The following is an 18,337-nucleotide window of genomic DNA, read 5'->3' on the forward strand; positions in this document are numbered from 1 at the left end:
CCATCTTCTTCGCGAAAACACTTGCGCACAACACGCATGAATGGGCTAGTCTTTACGAAGATCGCGCACGATGATGACGCGCCTCCACCGCTGCATCAATCGCCGGGCGATCACCCAGTTGTCCATCTACACATGGGAGTGCAGCCATGGCCGCCGACGTCCATAGCGTGAAACGCAGCTCTGTCTCTTCGATGCCCGCGCAGAATCCGCTGCCGCGCGGTCTCGGTCTCGTCACCTCGGTCGGGCCCGGTCTCGTGCTGGCCATGTCATTCCTGGGTACAGGCGACCTCGTCAGCTCCTCGGTCTCGGGCGCCTCCTACGGGTACGCGCTGCTGTGGACGCTCATCCTCTCGCTCGTCGCCCGCACGTTCATCATCTCGTCCATCGCGAAGTACACGCTGATGAACAAGCACGGAGACACGCAGATCCTCGACGGATTCGCCCGCCTGTCGCCGGTGCTGCCGGGGATCATGGCCGCGGTCGTCCTCATCGCCGGCTTCATCACCCAGGCCACCTTCCTCCTCGCCGCGGCCGTCGGACTCCACGAACTCACCGGCGGTGAGTGGGGCGGCTCTTGGGGCCGGTTCTTCTGCGCGATCATCATCGTCGCTCTCACCCTGTCGCTGGTCATGCTGCGCAAGCAGTTCGTCGTCCTCGAATACTTCGCCCGCTTCGCCTCGGTCGCGATGATCATCGCTTTCGTCTACGCGCTCATCAAGATCGGGACCTTCGACATCGCCGGCTTCGTCCAGGGCATGGCCTTCGAGATCCCGAAGGAGCAGAACACCTCGGCATTCGCCCCCATCGTGATCGCCTCGGCGACCATCGGCACGATCGCCGGCAACATGCCCAACCTCCTCTATTCGGGATTCATGCGCGACAAGGGCTGGGTCGGACCGAAGTACCGGAAGATCCAGCAGTTCGACCTCGTGGCCGGCATGGCCCCGCTGCTCATCATCAACCTGCTGTTCTGGATCGTCGCCGCCGAATTCAGCGCCGCCCACCCCGGTTTCTCCATCGCCGACGAATTCGACCTCTCCCACATGCTCTCGGTCGCCGTCGGTCCGGTCGGTCCGTATCTGCTGTGGATGTGCATCTTCTTCGCCGCGATGACGAGCTTCCCACCGCAGTCGCGTGGCTTCTCCCAGCTGGCCATCAATGGCATCAACCACACCGTGCCGTCGATGCGGAAGTTCCTCGGCCGCGATGAGGAGAACCCCGCCTTCCGGTGGATCCAGGCGATCGTCTTCATCATCCTGCCTCTGGCCTCGACGATCCCCGGCGCCCCGGATCTCATCTCGCTCAACATCGTCGGCACCGCGATCTCCACCGTGCTCAGCCTCCCGATCATCGTCGTGTGCATCCTGCTGCTGACCTCGCGGAAGAAGCACATGCACTCCTACGCGGTCAATCGGAAATGGCAGACCGGACTGCTGCTTCTCCTCGGCATCATCGCCATCGTCGTCGGCGTCCAGATCGCCATGCAGATCCCCGCGATGTTCCAGACCGCGTTCGGATGATGAGTCCGGACCGTCGGTTCGGGGATTCCCTCGCCGAGGCGGCCCAAGGCTGCCGTGCGAACGATCCCGCCGAGGCGGCCCACACCTGCATACCCTGATTCCGTTGCCAAGACATGGAGGAGACACCCATGACACTGCTGTCCCAGCCCGCACTCGAACGAGTTCCCGCACCGTCGGCTGACGGCCGGCTCCGCTTCTTCGAGGACGACGGTTCCGCGGCCGCGGTGATCCCGACCGATCGGCGCTCGAACCACGCGCCGTCGATCCTGTCCCTGCCCGGCGGCGGACTCCTGGCCGCCTGGTTCGGCGGCAGCGATGAGGGAAACAAGGACATCGACATCCTCGTCTCCCGATTCGACGTCGATACGGGACGGTGGACCGCCTCGGCGGCGGTGACCCACGATGAGATCCGATCTGATCAGAACCCCGGTCTCTTCGCCTCCCCCGACGGGACGATCTGGCTCGTCTATACCTCCCAGCTGTCGCGCCAGTCCGGAGTCCCCGAGACCTTCAACCTCCAGCACACCTCCGTGGTCAAAGTGATCCGTTCGACCGACGACGGAGTGAGCTGGAGCGAACCGGAGACGCTCTTCGACCGGGAGGGGACGTTCTGCCGACAGCCCATCCAGGTCCTTGAGGACGGGACGTGGGTGCACACTCAGTGGCTGTGCTTCGACGACGATTCGAAAAACGGCTCCGACCAACCGGTCGTCCAGCTCTCCACGGATCAGGGATCGATCTGGAGACAGGTCGAGTTCCCCGAAGCCGCAGGCCGGGTCCACCCGAACGTCGTCGAGCTCGAACCGGGACGCCTCGTCAGCCTCTTCCGCTCACGCTTCGCCGACTGGGTCTACCTCAGCCGATCCGACAACGGAGGAGAGACCTGGTCGGTGCCCGAGGCCACCGAGGTGCCGAACAACAATGCCGGTCTCAGCGCCTTCCGTCTGCCCTCGGGCATGCTCGCGCTCGTCTCGAACGAGCACCAGGTCGCCACGGAACCCAGCGAGGTGGTCTGGCCGTACGAACGGATGCGGATCGTCATCGCAGTGTCGAACGACGAGGGCCGCACCTGGCCGGTGCGTCGAGTCATCGAACCCGGTGACGGGTTCTCCGGTGACGGCAACCTACGCAGCAATCGCCGTCAGGAGTATCCGCACGGCATCGTCGACGCCGACGGGCTCATCCACGTCGTCTACGCCTACGGCTCCCGACGGGCGATCCGGCACGTCGTCTTCGACGAAGCGTGGATCTCCGGAGTCGAGGACCAGGTCCACACCGACTGCAAACTCTGGGGCTGAGCCCCCGGGGCCTCTATATGCTCGCGTGCCGTCAGTTCTGTACGGCATTGCCCATCTGGTCGACACGGACGACGGCGATTCCGCGCTCTTCGAACGGTGTGATCTGCGCCGGATCGGCCGAATCGTCGGTGACGAGCGTCCATCCGCTGCCGAGGTCGGCCCAGGCATGGAAGGGCCGCTGGCCGAGCTTCTCAGCGTGCGCGACGACGAAGACGTGGGTGGCGCGGCGGCTCATCAGTTCCTTGAGGCGGACCTGTTCGGGCAGAGCCTCGCACACACCGTCCTCGGCGGTGACGGCATCGGCGCCGAGGAAGGCGAAGTCGAACGTGAACTTCTCCAGCCCCGCCTCGGTGATGGGGCCGATGAAGCCCTGGCTGACGGGACGATATCTGCCGCCGAGGAGGGTGAACTCGACCCCCTCGAGATCAGCCATCTGCTGCAGCGATGTCAACCCGGTCGACACGACCGACAGCGGGGACGTCTCGCGCAGTCCGCGCGCAACCTGCGCGGTTGTCGTGCCTGCGTCGAGGAGCACATGTGAGCCTGCCGGCACCTGCTTGGCACACCAGGAACCGATCGCGCGTTTGACCTCGGGGGCTTCGTGCGACCGTTCAGCCAGCGTGGTCTCCGCCTCGGTGGGCACAGCGATGACACCGCCGTAGGTACGGGCCAATTCGCCGGAATCGGTGAGCTTCGCCAGGTCCCGGCGGATCGTCGACGCGGTGACTCCAAGCATCTCCGACAGAGTCTCGACACTCATCTCACCTTGGGTGCGCGCCAGCTGAAGGATCTCCTCGCGACGTTCGCCTGCGTTCATGTCTCTCCTGTCGGATTGCCGTTGATCGCCACTGTATCGCGGATTATCGCGCGAACCGCGCAGAACTCAGACAACGGTGACGCGCGGATCGCACCACTGCCTCGGCGCTGGCACGGTGTTCCGTTGTGCGGACCGCACCTCGCCTCCGCCCGATGACCTTCCGAACTCAGACGACGGCGAGAGCCGCAGCCTGACGCATCGCCTCGCTCATCGACTCGGTGTCGACCTTGCCGGTGCCGGCGATGTCGAACGCGGTGCCGTGATCGACCGAGGTGCGGATGACCGGCAGGCCGACGGTGATGTTGACGCCGGCATCGATGCCGAGGACCTTGATCGGTCCATGGCCCTGATCGTGATACATCGCGACGATGAGGTCGTAGTCGCCGCGCCCGGCGAGGAAGAACGCGGTGTCGGCAGACAGGGGCCCGACGGCGTCGATGCCGTCGGCCCGCAGCTTCGTGATCGCCGGAGTGATCTTCTCCTCCTCTTCGCCGTAGCCGAAGAGCCCGTTCTCACCGGCGTGCGGGTTGATCGCGCAGACGCCGATGTGCGGTCGTTCCAGTCCGGCCCGGACAAGGGCATCGTGGCCCCGGCGCACTGTGCGTTCGACGAGGCCGGGCTCGATCTTCGCCACGGCATCGATGAGTCCGATATGTGTGGTCACGTGGATGACGCGCAGCTTGGGGGAGGAGAGCATCATCGAGACCTCCTCGGTGCCCGTGAGCGAGGCGAGCATCTCGGTGTGCCCCGGGTACTTGTGCCCAGCGGAGTGGAGGGCCTCCTTGTTGAGCGGCGCCGTGCAGATCGCCTGCACCTCCCCGGACATCGCCAGCTGCGAGGCGCGTTCGATGTAGCGGAACGCGGCATCTCCCGCGACGGGGGAGAGCTCGCCCCACGGCAGATCGCCCGGAAGGAGGGCCAGGTCGATGACGTTGATGACTCCGGGCACGTGTTCGGCCTCGGCGGGGGAGTCGACGCGGCGGATCTCGACCGCGGTGCCGAGCACCAGCGCGGCCTGCTCGAGCCGTGCGGCATCCCCGATGACGACGGGCGCGGCGACCGCGAGCACCGAGGGATCGAGGCAGGCGGCGATGCAGATCTCGGGGCCGACGCCGGCCCCGTCGCCCATGGTCACTGCGACTGTGGGAAGCGCGTTCATTGACTCTCCTTCGTGGTTTGCGACGGTGGCCGCGGTGGTCATGGTGGGCTCACCGGTGCTCAGAGCCTCGTGGATGAGGGTGAGAGAATCGGGTCCGCCCTGGCCGCCGGGCCGGGTGACGACGGCGGCGAGGTCGACATCGTCGGCAATGCTCGCCGAGGCGGTCCCGACCGTGGACAGCACCGCCCCCGGGTGGATTTCGCGGATCGTTTCGATCCGGTGCACGCCGAGGCGGTCGAACACGGCTCGTGCCGTCTCGCCGCCGGCGGCGGCGAAGGCGACGGGCCCGAACCCGGACAGGGCACGGGTGGCGAGTTCGGCGAGGAGCCCCGGCAGCGGCCGAGGGTCGACGGAGGCTCCCGTATCGGTGAGTCGGACGACGAGGTGGGACTCGGCCAGCGCCGCGCGTAAACGTACGGCGGAATCGTCGAGACGGCGCGGATCGTCGGCCCACGCGGCTACCTCTGTGGCGGGAAAGTCGAGCACTCGAGTGTCCGAGTGGTCACGCAGGTGAGCGATCTGCGTCTCGATCCTCTCCGCTGCGGTGCCGAGGAGAGTGAGCACCCGTGCGGGCGTGCGCGGAAATGATGAGGGCTCGGGCCGTTCAGCTGCCTCGCCACCCGCATCGGCCAGGGCAGATGCGTCGCTTGGCGCAGTGAGTCCGGCTCGTCGACGCTCGGCCAAGGCGCGCGCGAGCGCGGAAGTGCCGACGAGGATGGCCGAGGTCGCCTCGGCAAGAGCGACGATACGGGTGAGATCCTCCATCGTCTCGGCGTCGGCGGTGATGAGGCGCTCGCCGCCGACGCCGACATTCGAGACGTCGACACCGGCTTCCGAACTGGCAGGGGCGTCGCGGCTCTCAGCGGCGTCCGAACTGATAGCGGCGTCGCGGCTGTCAGCGTCGTCGAAGACGTCGGCAGCATCGGTGCTGGGCAGCGACCGCAGTTCGTCGAGCTCCAAATGGAGGGCGGGGACGGGGCACAGATCCGAAAGCAACTCCGGTGCGCTGCCGTCCTCGAGGCTCCAGGCACGGGTGCTGCTCAGCCGAATTCCGTTGTCGAACGGCACTCCGCCGATGACCGTGCGGCTCTGCTGCGGAAGCGCCGGAGCGAAGATCACGGGGCCGCTCGCGTGGCCGACGGCCGCAGCGAGCGCGGCGCGGATGTTGCCGCGCAGTAGGGAATCGACCTTGATGAGTGTGGCGCGGGACGAGCCGAAGTCACGAAGCGCAGCCGAAGTGCGGGCGCCGGCCGACTCGGCCGGCAGATAACGGCAGTCGAGATCGACGACAAGGTCCCGGGGATCGGTGTGGGCCGCCTCGGTGAAGGGCCGATCGGATTCTGCGCCGGCGTTCGCCTCGGCGATGGAGTCATCTGAGCTGGTCGCGGACTCTGCACTCGACGGGGTGAGAACGATCGGGGTGCCCGGATCGAGCGTGGCGGCGACCTCGGCGGCGCCGCTGAGATCGTCGGCGATGACCAGGACACCGGATTTGCCTGCTGACATGGCACTCCTTTGCGTCCGGTCCGGCTGAACACCCTCTACACTGACATGTGTGCGCGGAATGCGCAAGTTGTTGCACGATCCACGCACAAATGGGAAGATCGGTGTATCGACGATCTGCCCCACTCAACGAGGAGACTCCCTTGACCACAGACTCGACCATCACGCTCGACGGAGTCTCCGTCCCCCTGTCCCGGCTGGTGCTCGGCACGATGACCTTCGGCGACACCGTGACCGAAGCGGCAGCGCACGAGGTCTTCGAGGCAGCCGTTGCGGCCGGGATCACCGGCATCGACACCGCCAACGGATATGCGAAGTCGACGACCGAGAGCCTGATCTCGCCGCTGGTGAAGAAGCACCGCGACCGGATCGTGCTCGCGACGAAGGCAGGAATGCCCCACGCCGACGCCGGCGAGCATTCGCCGCTGTCCGCAGCCGGCCTGCGCGCGAGCGTCGAAGGATCGCTGCGACGCCTCGACGTCGAATCGATCGACCTCTTCTATCTCCACCAGCCCGACCGTGCGGCCTCGCTCGACGAGACGCTCGAGACCATCGCCGCCCTGCGCGCCGAAGGCAAGATCACCGCGCTGGGCATCTCGAACTTCGCCGCCTGGCAGGCAGTCGACGTCATCGCCGCCGCCGAGCGCGCGGGCGCTCCAAGCCCCGTCGTGGCGCAGAACGTCTACAGCGTCCTGGCCCGCCGGATCGAGGACGAATGGCTCGAATGCGGACAGTCCCACGGCATCGCAACGATGGCCTACAACCCGCTGGCCGGGGGCCTGCTCGCTCGCCGCCCGTCGACCGACGGAACGGGGGACCGTTTCTCGGGATCCGTGCTGGCAGAGATGTACTCGCAGCGCTACCTCTCCGACTCCGTCCTCGCCTCGGTCGAGGCCTTTGCCGCCGTCGCCGACGATTCCGGGATCCCGCAGGCCGAGCTCGCCCTGCGCTGGGTCGCCGAGGCACCCGGAATCTCCGCCCTGCTGCTCGGAGCCAGCCGCGTCTCCCAGCTCGAGGGCAATATCGCCGCGATCGCCAAAGGCCCGCTGCCGGCCGATGTGCTCACCGCCGTCGATGACGCCACCGCCGCAATCCGCGGTTCCCAGCCGAAGTACAACCGCTGACTCACGAATCAAGAGCTGTCGGCAGAGCTGCCGGCCCGCACCCGTCTCCACCGATCTCGCAACCCTGCACAGGCTCGGCTGCACCAACCGTTCGAAGGGAAATCATGTCATCCATCTCAGGAATCCTCGCCGCTATCGCCACCCCGTTCGACGGGGATGAGAACCTCGTCGAGTCCGCTCTGCGTGCCCATGTCCGGCGCCAGCTCGACGCCGGCATCCACGGCATCTTCGCCCTCGGCACCAACGGTGAGTTCTACGCCCAGTCCGCCGATGAACGCGCCGAAGCCGCGCGGATCGTCATCGACGAGGTGGCCGGCGCCGTCCCCGTCGTCATCGGTGCCGGAGCCGCAACGACCCGGGAGACCATCGCGATCGCCGCCGATGCCGCTGCGGCCGGTGCCGACGCGCTGTCGATCATCACTCCCTACTTCGCGGCCGCCTCGCAGGTCGAGATCGAGAATCACTTCCGGGCCGTGGCCGACTCCGTCGACGTTCCGGTCATCGTCTACAACATTCCCGCACGCACCGGCAATGTCGTGGCACCGGCGACGCTCGAAAAGCTCGCAGCCGTGGACAACATCACCGCAGTCAAGGACTCGAGCGGGAACTTCGACACAATCCTGCAGTACCTCGAGCGCACCGATCGCGAGACCTTCGACGTCATCTCCGGCAATGACTCCCTCATTCTCTGGACCCTGCTGGCAGGAGGTGCCGGAGGGATCAGCGGCATCGCGAACATCTACCCGCAGACGATGGCCTCGATCTACGACCTGTTCGTCGCCGGCGACACCGATGCTGCGCGCACAGCACAGGACAGCATCCGCCCGATCCGCAACTGTCTCGCGCTCGGCAACCCGAACACCGTCGTCAAGGCAGCTGCGAACGAACGCGGATTCGGCCTCGGCCCGGCCAGGGCGCCGTTCAACGCGCTCTCGGACGAAGCGAAGAAGCAGGTCGCTGCGACAGTGGCCGCGGACGTGGAGCGCGGCCTGGCCTGAGACAGGCTGACCTGATCCGCCCGTTCCGTGGCGATTACAACCGCCAGAATCCTTCACTCAACAGATTGTGGCGATTATAATCGCCACCATGGGTCAGATCGACCTGTGCGGCGATTGTGATCGCCACAGTGAGGGGGTAGTGCGATGTCTATCGTCGACAGGCCGAAGTATCTCGAGAAGCTCGAATCGTTCATCGACGCTCCGGTCGTCAAAGTGCTCACCGGATTGCGCCGGTCCGGCAAATCGCGGCTCCTCGACCTCGTCGTCGAGCGGCTGATCGCGCGTGGCATCGACCCCGAACGCATCGTGCATCTCAACTTCGATTCCCTCGAACATGCGTCGTTGGCATCGGCTCAAGCGCTCAATGCGCACCTCAAGGATGTGCTCCCGAGCGAGGGCCGCACCTACGTCCTCCTCGATGAGATCCAAGAAGTCACCGAGTGGGAGCGCCTGGTCAATTCGCTTCTTGCCGAGGGGAGGACTGATCTCTACATCACTGGGTCGAACTCGCGACTGCTGTCCGGCGAACTCGCGACCTACATCGCCGGGCGGTACGTGACGATCGAAGTATGGCCTCTGTCCTTCCGCGAATACCTGTCGTTCCGAGAGGCGTTCGCCGCCGACGACATGGGGGGCACAGATGCCGAGTTCACACGCTATCTGCGCCTCGGCGGATTCCCCGGTGTGCACATGCTGCCACTCGACGAGGTCGACGCCCGCTCGATGATCATGGACATCTACAGGTCCACGCTCGTCCGGGATGTGCTCGCGAGGAATCGGATCCGTGACGCTGATATGTTCGAACGCGTCGCCGCGTTCGCGATCGACAATGTCGGCAATCCGTTCTCCGCTCGACGTGTCGCCGACTTCATGAAGTCTCAGCGCCGGTCGATCGGCCATGAGACCGTGCTCAACTATCTGACGGCACTGTCCGAAGCCTTCGTGATCGCACGAGTTCCTCGGTTCGATCTGCACGGCAGGGCCATCCTCGCGACAGATGAGAAGCACTTCGTCGGCGATCATGGCATCGTCAATGCCCTGTTCGGCTACTCGGACCAGCGTCTGCCGGGAGTGCTGGAGAACATCGTGTGGATGGAGCTGCGTCGACGCGGCTACGAGGTCACCATCGGTCGGATCGGAACAGCCGAAGTCGATTTTGTGGCTCAGCGTGCCGACGAGGTCGTCTACATCCAGGTGGCCACGACGATCGCGACTGAGGATACCCGCCACCGAGAACATCGGCCGCTCGAAGAGATTGCGGACAACCATCCGAAATACCTGCTGACACTCGACCCGCTTGTCGGAGGAAACGTGAATGGAATCAAACATCGCAGACTCCCTGAGTTCCTGCTCGCCAACGAAGTCTGAATCAGCGCTTGGACGCGCCGGAGCCGACAGCCGAGCCGGCAGAGGGGAACTGAGCTGATCGACGTATCGATCAGGCGACGGGGAAGCGGGGCTCTTCACCCTGCAGCACCCGGACGACGTCTTCGACGGCCCAGGTTCCCATGTTCGCGTTCGCAATATCCGAGTAGGCGCCGATGTGCGGGGTGGCGATGAGATTCGGCGCGGAGAGCAGCGGATCGTCCGCCGCCGGCGGTTCCGTGGCGAAGGCGTCCAGGGCGGCGAATGACAGCCGCCCGGACTCAAGAGCCGTGGCCAGAGCTGCCTCGTCGACGAGCCCGCCACGGGCCGCGTTGATGAGCCCGGCACCCTTGGGCATCGTGGCGAGAAGCTCGGCATCGAGCAGCGGCTCGTCGCCACCGGGCAGGTGGAGGGTGAGGAAATCGGACCCTGCGACCACCTCGGCGAGGTTCTGGGGCTCGGCCCCCGCCTCGGCGATGGCCTCATCGGGGACGTACGGATCGTATGCGGCGATGCTCAGGCCGAATCCTGCGGCACGCTTCGCGACCTCCCGCCCGATGCGGCCGAAGCCGAGGATGCCGAGGCGTTTGCCGCTCAGCTGCGAACCGAAGAATACGCCCCACTCGCCGGTGCGCAGCGAATCCTCGGCGGCGCGAATCCGGCGGGCGCCCATAATGAGGAGCCCGAGCGTGAGGTCGGCGACGGACTCGGCATTCGCTCCGGGAGTGTTGACGACCCTGACTCCGGCGGCAGCGGCGGCGTCCAGGTCGATGTTGTCGACTCCGGCTCCGTGCTTCGCGACGACCTTGAGGTCGGGACAGGCGGCGAGCACCTCGGCGTTGATCCGATCGAGACCGACGAGGACCGCCTCGGCGCCGGAGATCGTCTCGATGAGGTCTTGCCCGGATTTGGGATGATTCTCGGTCCGGTAGTCGAGGTCGAGGCCGAGCTCGTCTGCGCGAGCGCGAGGAGTATTCGACTGCTTGCCGAAAGACGGGGTGAGGACGGTGAGGCGCATCAGGCTCCGATCTCGATTCCGAAGGTCTCGAACACGGTGTAGATGCCCAGCAGGCCGATCGCCAGGGAGGCGAAGACGAGCATCACCGTGAAGAAGTGGTTGGACTTGAACTCGGCCGGCACCTCTCGCGAGCGAAGGTACCAGACGGCGATGACGACGGCGACGAGGAAGACGCCGCTGGCCACACCGCCGATCTGGACCATGATCACCGGGGACTGGATGATGAGGTAGCTCAGTGCCCAGATGATCGGGAAGACCACGGTGAGCACACGGATGATGCGGCCACGGGTGAGGGTGTTCTCCCATTCGAAGACGCCGAGGATGGACACCGTGTTCGTCCACAGCCGGGGCACGCTCGCGGTCGAGGCGATGAAGGTCGAGAAGAGGACGGCGAAGGCGCCGATGAGGAAGATCCAGTGTCCGGCTTCACCCATCGTCGAGGAGTACATCGACGACAGCGTGGTGATCATGTCGTTGCCCTCGGGCACGAGGTTCTGCGGGTGGAGGATGGCCGCGCCGATGACGTAGAAGGACATCGTGCACACGGTCGAGACGATCCAGGAGACGAGCACGTCCGTGCGCATCACCGAGATCCAGCCGCGGGCGCGGCGGGCGCGTTCCGCGGTGCCGTCGTTCGGACCGGTGTAGCGGGCGTAGCCCTTTTCGAGGCACCAGTAGGTGTATGTCGTCATCTCGTCGGCGCCGACGCCGGTGATGCCGAACATCGCGACCGCGAAGCCCAGGGTGCCGGCGGGAATGGCGAAGGTCAGTCCGCTCATGACGTCCGCCGAGGTGTAGGCGAAGTCGGTGAAGGGCAGCGATACTGCGAGTCCGACGGTGGAGACCGTGAAGATGATGACCGCGCCGACGGAGAACTTCTCGACGATGCTGTACCTGTTCGTCACGAGCAGGGCGATGACGACCGCAAGCGAGACGACCGTCCAGAAGACGAGAGACGGAGTCGAGAGCGGCTCGCCGAAGACGGGCAGCATGATGCTCAGTGCAGCGACGGCACCGCCGATGATGCCGCCGCGTTGGAGGACCTTCGCGAAGTCCATGAGGATCCACAGCAGGTTGATCCACCCGGCACGCCCGATGAGGCGGGGACCGACGTGGCCGTAGCCTTCGAGCGCGGGCTTGCCGGAGAGGATGGTCCACTGCGCGAGCTCGAGCTGGACCCAGACCTTGACCGCGGTGGAGATGATGACGAGCCAGAGGAGGACGAATCCGGCTTTGGCCCCGAGCGCCGTGGTGGTGATGAGTTCGCCGGAGCCGATGACCGCGGCCGAGATGACAAGACCGGGACCGAGGTACTTGAGCTTGCCCGCAAAGGTCGTGGGCGGTTCGAGCACGTCCTTGGGGTCGAGATGGTAGGGGTCGACGGCGGCGTCGGCGCCTGCGCGGTCGTCCCGGTCGATGTTCTGCGCGGTCATACTCGGCTTCCTTGCACGAAGGTGGATCTGTCCAGTGATCGTGCCGGTGTCTCGGGGCGAATCGAAGGACGACGGCCCGGTCGGCACGGCTCATGCAAGTGTGCCATCGAATGCGTGATTTGCGCAACAATAATGCATGAACTGCGCAGGAGGGGTGGGTTTGACGATGATCGATTGCTCGTTGTGAGCGTGAAGTGGCGATCTGATTGGGGAGAGCTTTCGGCGACTGATCTGCCGCGCTGCGGGCACCGTTGATGTCCCCTGCGGGTGGATCCACCCTGATTTTCATGCAGGTTTCGAGGTGGATCCACCCACAGGGGACACGGCGACGGCCGCCGGTCGGCAGCGAAGCACGTTGCCGGCCGACGGCCGTTGGAGGAGCGGAACCACCCCGCCGAGGTCAGCTGCCCGGGATGGGCAGTGCCGCCTCGGTGAGGGCGGGGCTCACTTGCGCTCGAGTTCCTCGAGGCTGGGGTAGATCGTCTCCTTCGGGGCGACTCCGTGGTTGCGGATGAGCACGAAGTAGAGGACGAAGGTGACGACGATGCCCACGAGCCACGAGATGTCCGCGCCGCCGAGTTTGGCGACCAGCGGTCCGGTGTAGAAGGACTGAGCGAGGAATGGGATCTGGATGACGACGCCGATGCCGTAGGCGAGAAGCGCGCGCCAGTTCCAGTTGCCGTAGCGACCATGACGGTCGTAGAAGGCTGGGATGTCGAAGCGGTCCTTCGAGATGAGGTAGTAGTCGGTGAGGTTGATGACGCTCCAGGGCGTGAACACCATGAGCAGCGCGAGCACGAAGTTCTTGAAGTTCGCGAGGAAGTCAGCTGACGCCAGCAGCGCCACAAGCACGGTGAGGGTGACGATGCCGATGACGAAGACCGCGCGGGTCCAGCGGCGGATGGTCGCCTTGTTGCCGAAGGAGGTGAGGATCGTCAGCGTGCACATGAACGCACCGTAGGCGTTGAGCGTGTTGACGGTGAGCTTGCCCAGCAGGATGACGATGAAGATGAGGAGCGCGAAGACGCCGCCGCCGACGATGTCACCGACGTAGGCGACCTGGTTCTCGACGAACTCATTGCCGGACTCCGTCATGGCGGCGGCCCCGATGAGCGCGCCGAGGGTCATCGACCACTGCGAACCGATGACCGATCCGCCGAAGGTGAACCAGAAGGTCTTCGACGACGGGGTCGACCGCGGCAGGTATCGCGAATAGTCGGCGACGTAGGGGCCGTAGGTCAGCTGCCAGCCCACGGACAGAGCGATCGCGGAGAGGAAGGCGGGGAAGGCGAACGACGAACCTGAGATCAGTCCGGGAACGTCGACCTGCGTGAGCACGCAGTAGGTGATGAAGAGGAACCCGAGCAGACCCGTCACCGAGGAGATCCGACCGAGCACATGGATGTACTTGTATCCCAGCAGGGCCACCAGGGCGGTGAGCGCGCCGAAGATGACGATGCCGATCCACGGGGTCTGCACGCCGATGATGAGGTTGACTGCCTGACCGGACAGGACCGCGCCGGTCGAGGCGAAGCCGATGTACATGAGCACGACGAGCACGAGCGGGATGATCGCACCGATGATGCCGAACTGGGCACGCGAGGAGATCATCTGCGGCAGTCCCAGCTGCGGACCCTGCGCCGAGTGCAGCGCCATGACGATTCCGCCGATGATGTTGCCGATGAGCAGGCCGATGATGGCCCACAGCGCGTCGGCACCGAAGACGACGGCCAGAGCCCCGTCGACGATCGCAGTGATCTGAGTGTTGGCGCCGAACCACAGAGTGAACTGGGAACGTGGCGTTCCGTGACGCTCGGCGTCAGGCACCATCTCGATGGACCGCTTCTCGATCCCCGAATTGGTCGTACTAGCCATTATTGTCTCCTTTGAACTGATGGACCTGGTTCAGTGTGGCACCACTGCACAACACCCGACGAGGTCCAGATCACACTTTCTGTCCGAAATGTCGGAAAGTCTCGCCGAGGCGGCCCGGAACGTCCGGACATCGGAGCGGGGGTCCGAGGAGCGACCGACTCGCCCTCAGATACCGTGCCGATCGTAGACTCCGACACGTTTCGGTGCTGTTTCGCGCCCGGTCTCCCGGCCGCACCGGCCGCTATTTCGACAGAGAGCGCGCGATGATCGTGCGCTGGATCTCCGACGAGCCTTCGTAGATGCGGTAGATTCGGGCATCTCGAACGTAGCGTTCGAGCGGAAAGTCCCGGGTGAAGCCGTAGCCGCCGTGGATCTGCAGGGCTTCATCGGCGATGTACGCGGCCGCCTCGGAGGCGGCGAGCTTTGCCGTGGCCGAAGACCGGGTGAAATCGACCCCCGAATCGCGCTGTTCGGCGGCGTCCATCGTCAGCAGCCACGCCGACCGGTACTTCGTGTACATGTCCGCGAGCTTGAATGCGATGCCCTGAAGCCGATTGAGCGGCTTGCCGTTGATCTTGCGCTCGCCCGCCCACTCCACGGCGGCGTCGAGGGCGGCCTTGCCGATTCCCAGGCTCATCGCCGCGACCTCGATGCGACCACGGTCGAGCACGCGCATCGCCGTGGTGAAGCCCTCGCCTGCGTTCCCGAGGAGGGCATCCTGGGGGACGACCGTGTCGATGACGAATTCGAAGACCGGGCTGCCGCGCAGGCCCATCGTCTTCTCCGGGGGATTGAAATCCAGCCCCGCCGAGGCGGCCGCGGTGTCGACGATGAATGCGCTGATGCCCTTGTGGCCGGCATCGACGTCGGTCTTCGCATAGACGATGATGAAGTCCGCGAAGCCGGCGTTGGTGATGAAGCACTTCGTGCCCTTGAGATGCCAGCCGCCGTCGACCCGTGTGGCCTTCGTCGACATCTCCGCCGGGTTCGAACCGGCACCCGGCTCGGTGAGCCCGAAAGCTCCGATGACCTCGCCGGCTGCGGCCCGCGGCAGCCACGATTCGCGTTGGGCATCGGTGCCGCCGAGGAGGATCGAGTCGGTGGCGAGGAACTGCGCGGTGACGATCGACGCGGTCGATGCGCACGCCTCGGTGATGGCGGCGACCATCTGGCTCATCGCCACCGAACCGACGCCGGGCCCGCCGAATTCCTCGGGCAGGTTGAGCCCCATGACCCCCACCTCGGCGAGGGTCTTCAGGGTTTCGTCGGAGACGCGTTCGTTCGCGTCGGCGGCCGCGGCCTGTGGGACGAGGACGTCCTTGCCGATCGTGGCGACGGCGTCGACGAGTTCCTGTTCATCGGCGGTGATGTCGAATGCCATAAGAGTGCTCCTTTGCAATGGGGATCGGTTCGATGGAATTGGACGGGGTCCCGACCAGGAGGATCGGGGAATCCTGACTGAGAGGCCAGGGGATTCGTGCGGAGTGCGCCGCCTCGGCGAGGTCGGCGCCAGCCGGTCAGGTCAGGGTGCGTCGGTGGGTGCGGCGAAGTCGGCGTTGTGTTCACCGAGGCGGGGCGCCGGAAGCGCGGACGCGGGGCGGGTGCCGTCAACGAGGAGCGGGTGGCCGAGGAAGGCGTGCCCGGACCGGGGATCGGTGGCAGTGAGATCGCGATCGGAGCCGATGGGGCCGGTGACCGCCTCGGCGAAATCGAGGACGGGGGAGTTCGGGATTCCGGCGGCATCGAAGATCTCGCACAGCTCGGTCACGGTGCGCCCGGTGGTGAATTCTTCGATCTCGATGCGCAGCGCGTCGTCGTTGTCCGACCGATGAGCGTCGGTGGCGAAGCGCGGATCGGTGGCCAGCTCCGGCTTGCCGAGGGTCTGGGCAAGAGTACCGAAGAGCCGGTCGTTGGCCACGGCGATGACGAGGAGTCCGTCGGCGGCGCGATAGGTGTCGAACGGTGCCGAAACGGGGTGGCGGTTGCCGACCCGGGGGGGGGCGGATCCGGCGGAGTGGAGGGAAGCGTTCGTCGGCTGCATGGCGAGCATGACGTCGAGCATCGGAATGTCGATATGGGCGCCCTCGCCGGTCGTCTGGCGGTGGAAGAGCGCCGAGGAGATGCCGAAGGCGGCGAAGACTCCGGCGGAGACGTCGGCGATGGATTCGCCGACTCGGGTGGGGGAGCCGTCGGGGAAGCCGGTCGAGGCCATGAGCCCGCTCAGGGCTTGAATGACGGTGTCGTAGGCGGGGCGTTTTGCTTGGGCGCCGTGCTGTCCGAAGCCGGAGATCGACGCGTAGACGATATCGGGCTTGACGGCCTTGAGGTCCTCATAGGACAGGCCGAGCTTTGCGGCGACTCCGGGCCGGAAGTTCTCGACGACGACATCGCAGCTCGCGATGAGATCGAGCAGTCGAGCGTGGTCTTCCGGGTCCTTGAGATCGGCCTCGATCGAGCGCTTTCCGCGGTTGAGGCCGGTGAAGTAAGTCGACCCGGAATCTGTGAAGGGTCCGAGATGTCGGGAATCGTCCCCGTAGCCGGGCATCTCGATCTTGATGACCTCGGCGCCCTGATCGGCGAGCATCGCCGTGGCGTAGGGACCGGCGAGGACTCGGGAGAAATCGGCGACCCGAACCCCGGTCAGCAGCTGCTTCGTTGCGTTCATGTTCCTCATCCTCGGCGCTGACCTGGGCGAAGACAACGGGGTCCCCGCGGATTTCGTCCGAGGTGTCGGACTGGATCGAGCGCTGACGGGCGGTCCGTCCCTGGGGTGGCTTGAGTCGGCGTGAAGGGCCGCCCGCGACAGACGCGGACGGCCCTTCACCCGGCCTGCGGTGAGCTGCTGGCTCCTCGAGTCGATCAGCCTCAGGCGAGGCCGTCCTGTCAGGCCACGCGTTCGAAGACGGCTGCCATGCCCTGACCGCCGCCGATGCACATGGTCTCGAGGCCGTAGCGCGATTCGCGGCGATCCATCTCGCGCAGCAGGGTGGCGAGGATGCGCCCACCGGTGGCGCCGACCGGGTGGCCGAGTGAGATGCCCGAGCCGTTGACGTTGAGACGCTCGGCGAAGTCGGATTCGGACAGCTTCCATTCGGTCGTGCAGGCGAGCACCTGCGCCGCGAATGCCTCGTTGAGTTCGATGAGGTCGATATCGCCGAGTTCGAGACCCGCCTGCTGCAGTGCCTTCGCGGTCGCGGGGACCGGACCGATGCCCATGGTCTTCGGCGGCACTCCGGCCACAGCCCAGCTGCGCATGCGGGCGAAGACCCGCAGGTCCAGTTCGGCGGCCTTGGATGCGGTGGTGACGATGCACAGGGCGGCACCATCGTTCTGGCCCGAGGCATTGCCGGCGGTCACCGTGGCCTCATCGTCGGACTTCCCGAGCATCGGCTTGAGCTTCGCAAGCTTCTCGACCGTCGATCCGGGGCGGATGTGCTCGTCGGTCGTGATGACCTGTTCGGGGGTCTTCCTGGTGGCCGGCAGCGTGATCGGCACGATCTCGTCGGCGAACTTCCCTTCTTCCGTCGCCGAGGCGGCCCGACGGTGCGATTCCACGGCGTAGGCGTCCTGGTCCTCCCGCGAGATCTTGTACTCCCGACGCAGGTTCTCCGCGGTTTCGATCATTCCTCCGGGCACCGGGTAATCGTTGCCGCCGGCGGTGAGGCGGCCGCGGACGAGACCGTCCTTGAGTTCGATGTTGCCGCCCTTGACGCCCCAGCGGATCTCCTCGTTGAAGAACGGTGCGCGGCTCATCGACTCGACGCCGCCGGCAACGACGAGGTCGGCGAAACCGGATGAGATCATCGCGTGGGCGTCGGCGATCGCCTGCAGGCCGGAGCCGCAGCGACGGTCGACCTGGCGGCCGGGAACGGTGATCGGCAGTCCCGCATTGAGGGCGACGACGCGGCCGATCGCCGGAGTCTCCATGTGCGGATAGCAGTTGCCGAGGATGACGTCCTCAATGGCCTCGCCCGGCAGGTTGGTCTTGTCCAGCAGGGCTGTGAGGACCTGTCGGCCGAGCTCCTCATGCGGAACGTTCTTGAACTGTCCGCCGAATCCGCCCACGGGGGAGCGGAGAGGTTCGCAGATGACGATGTCTTCGGACACAGAGTCTCCCTTTGGGTTGTGATCGAGCCGTCCTGCTGCGGCGGTGAGGCATCGATCCCTTCGGCATCACTGCCGATGCTGATATCAATACATTCTGATTTATGAACATATCCGAATAGA

General features: G+C 65.7%; 13 protein-coding genes. 5 read left to right on the plus strand and 8 right to left on the minus strand.

What is annotated here, in order from left to right; genetic code table 11:
* The first annotated feature begins 167 nt into the window (after nt 1-167).
* The gene (locus tag ACOZ9V_RS01930; protein ID WP_434593131.1) at nt 168-1,520 is read left to right on the plus strand and encodes an Nramp family divalent metal transporter; all 1,353 of its coding nucleotides are present in this window, start codon (nt 168-170) and stop codon (nt 1,518-1,520) included.
* Between the two features lie 128 nt (nt 1,521-1,648).
* Entirely contained in the window at nt 1,649-2,818 is a 1,170-nt protein-coding gene (locus ACOZ9V_RS01935; protein WP_434593134.1) for a sialidase family protein, read from the plus strand.
* Between the two features lie 31 nt (nt 2,819-2,849).
* On the opposite strand, the gene ACOZ9V_RS01940 is transcribed toward ACOZ9V_RS01935, so the two are convergent.
* Both ACOZ9V_RS01940 and pdxA read right to left on the minus strand, forming a co-directional pair.
* Nucleotides 2,850-3,635, minus strand: coding sequence for a DeoR/GlpR family DNA-binding transcription regulator (locus ACOZ9V_RS01940; protein ID WP_434593137.1), 786 nt, complete (start codon nt 3,633-3,635; stop codon nt 2,850-2,852).
* A gap of 166 nt (nt 3,636-3,801) precedes the next feature.
* Nucleotides 3,802-6,300, minus strand: coding sequence for a 4-hydroxythreonine-4-phosphate dehydrogenase PdxA (pdxA, locus tag ACOZ9V_RS01945; RefSeq protein WP_434593140.1), 2,499 nt, complete (start codon nt 6,298-6,300; stop codon nt 3,802-3,804).
* Between the two features lie 140 nt (nt 6,301-6,440).
* Here pdxA and ACOZ9V_RS01950 point away from each other — a divergent pair, with 140 nt between their 5' ends.
* The 3 genes from ACOZ9V_RS01950 (at nt 6,441) to ACOZ9V_RS01960 (ending at nt 9,787) form a co-directional block, all read left to right on the plus strand.
* Nucleotides 6,441-7,421 (plus strand): aldo/keto reductase, encoded by a 981-nt coding sequence (locus ACOZ9V_RS01950; RefSeq protein WP_219922297.1) that lies wholly within the window; start codon nt 6,441-6,443, stop codon nt 7,419-7,421.
* Nucleotides 7,422-7,525: 104 nt separating this feature from the next.
* A complete protein-coding gene (locus tag ACOZ9V_RS01955; RefSeq protein ID WP_139469458.1) occupies nt 7,526-8,419 on the plus strand; it encodes a dihydrodipicolinate synthase family protein in 894 nt (297 codons plus the stop codon).
* Between the two features lie 144 nt (nt 8,420-8,563).
* Nucleotides 8,564-9,787, plus strand: a complete 1,224-nt coding sequence (locus ACOZ9V_RS01960; RefSeq protein WP_434593144.1) for an ATP-binding protein — start codon at nt 8,564-8,566, stop codon at nt 9,785-9,787.
* 70 nt (nt 9,788-9,857) lie between these two features.
* On the opposite strand, the gene ACOZ9V_RS01965 is transcribed toward ACOZ9V_RS01960, so the two are convergent.
* The 6 genes from ACOZ9V_RS01965 to ACOZ9V_RS01990 form a co-directional block, all read right to left on the minus strand.
* A complete protein-coding gene (locus ACOZ9V_RS01965) occupies nt 9,858-10,802 on the minus strand; it encodes a phosphoglycerate dehydrogenase (protein WP_434593147.1) in 945 nt (314 codons plus the stop codon).
* Nucleotides 10,802-12,235 carry an Nramp family divalent metal transporter gene (locus ACOZ9V_RS01970; protein ID WP_259358306.1) on the minus strand — a complete coding sequence of 478 codons (1,434 nt, stop codon included), beginning with the start codon at nt 12,233-12,235 and terminating at the stop codon, nt 10,802-10,804. Before ACOZ9V_RS01970 ends, ACOZ9V_RS01965 begins: the two co-directional genes overlap by 1 nt.
* A gap of 444 nt (nt 12,236-12,679) precedes the next feature.
* Nucleotides 12,680-14,110 (minus strand): purine-cytosine permease family protein, encoded by a 1,431-nt coding sequence (locus tag ACOZ9V_RS01975; RefSeq protein WP_181271320.1) that lies wholly within the window; start codon nt 14,108-14,110, stop codon nt 12,680-12,682.
* Nucleotides 14,111-14,351: 241 nt separating this feature from the next.
* Nucleotides 14,352-15,491: an acyl-CoA dehydrogenase family protein gene (locus ACOZ9V_RS01980; protein ID WP_434593151.1), complete on the minus strand. Its 1,140-nt coding sequence runs from the start codon at nt 15,489-15,491 to the stop codon at nt 14,352-14,354.
* A 141-nt stretch (nt 15,492-15,632) separates the two neighbouring features.
* Nucleotides 15,633-16,775, minus strand: a complete 1,143-nt coding sequence (locus ACOZ9V_RS01985; RefSeq protein ID WP_434593154.1) for a CaiB/BaiF CoA transferase family protein — start codon at nt 16,773-16,775, stop codon at nt 15,633-15,635.
* Nucleotides 16,776-16,993: 218 nt separating this feature from the next.
* Nucleotides 16,994-18,217: an acetyl-CoA C-acetyltransferase gene (locus ACOZ9V_RS01990; protein ID WP_434593157.1), complete on the minus strand. Its 1,224-nt coding sequence runs from the start codon at nt 18,215-18,217 to the stop codon at nt 16,994-16,996.
* Nucleotides 18,218-18,337: the final 120 nt, after the last annotated feature.

Source organism: Brevibacterium sp. 1718, from assembly GCF_051131255.1.
Lineage (GTDB): Bacteria > Actinomycetota > Actinomycetes > Actinomycetales > Brevibacteriaceae > Brevibacterium > Brevibacterium sediminis.

Coding starts and splice junctions, on each gene's coding strand:
- pdxA (WP_434593140.1), bottom strand. CDS start 6,300: ATGTCAGCAGGCAAATCCGGTGTCCTGGTCATCGCCGACGATCTCAGC.
- ACOZ9V_RS01940 (WP_434593137.1), bottom strand. CDS start 3,635: ATGAACGCAGGCGAACGTCGCGAGGAGATCCTTCAGCTGGCGCGCACC.
- ACOZ9V_RS01985 (WP_434593154.1), bottom strand. CDS start 16,775: ATGAACGCAACGAAGCAGCTGCTGACCGGGGTTCGGGTCGCCGATTTC.
- ACOZ9V_RS01955 (WP_139469458.1), top strand. CDS start 7,526: ATGTCATCCATCTCAGGAATCCTCGCCGCTATCGCCACCCCGTTCGAC.
- ACOZ9V_RS01980 (WP_434593151.1), bottom strand. CDS start 15,491: ATGGCATTCGACATCACCGCCGATGAACAGGAACTCGTCGACGCCGTC.
- ACOZ9V_RS01970 (WP_259358306.1), bottom strand. CDS start 12,235: ATGACCGCGCAGAACATCGACCGGGACGACCGCGCAGGCGCCGACGCC.
- ACOZ9V_RS01965 (WP_434593147.1), bottom strand. CDS start 10,802: ATGCGCCTCACCGTCCTCACCCCGTCTTTCGGCAAGCAGTCGAATACT.
- ACOZ9V_RS01975 (WP_181271320.1), bottom strand. CDS start 14,110: ATGGCTAGTACGACCAATTCGGGGATCGAGAAGCGGTCCATCGAGATG.
- ACOZ9V_RS01960 (WP_434593144.1), top strand. CDS start 8,564: ATGTCTATCGTCGACAGGCCGAAGTATCTCGAGAAGCTCGAATCGTTC.
- ACOZ9V_RS01935 (WP_434593134.1), top strand. CDS start 1,649: ATGACACTGCTGTCCCAGCCCGCACTCGAACGAGTTCCCGCACCGTCG.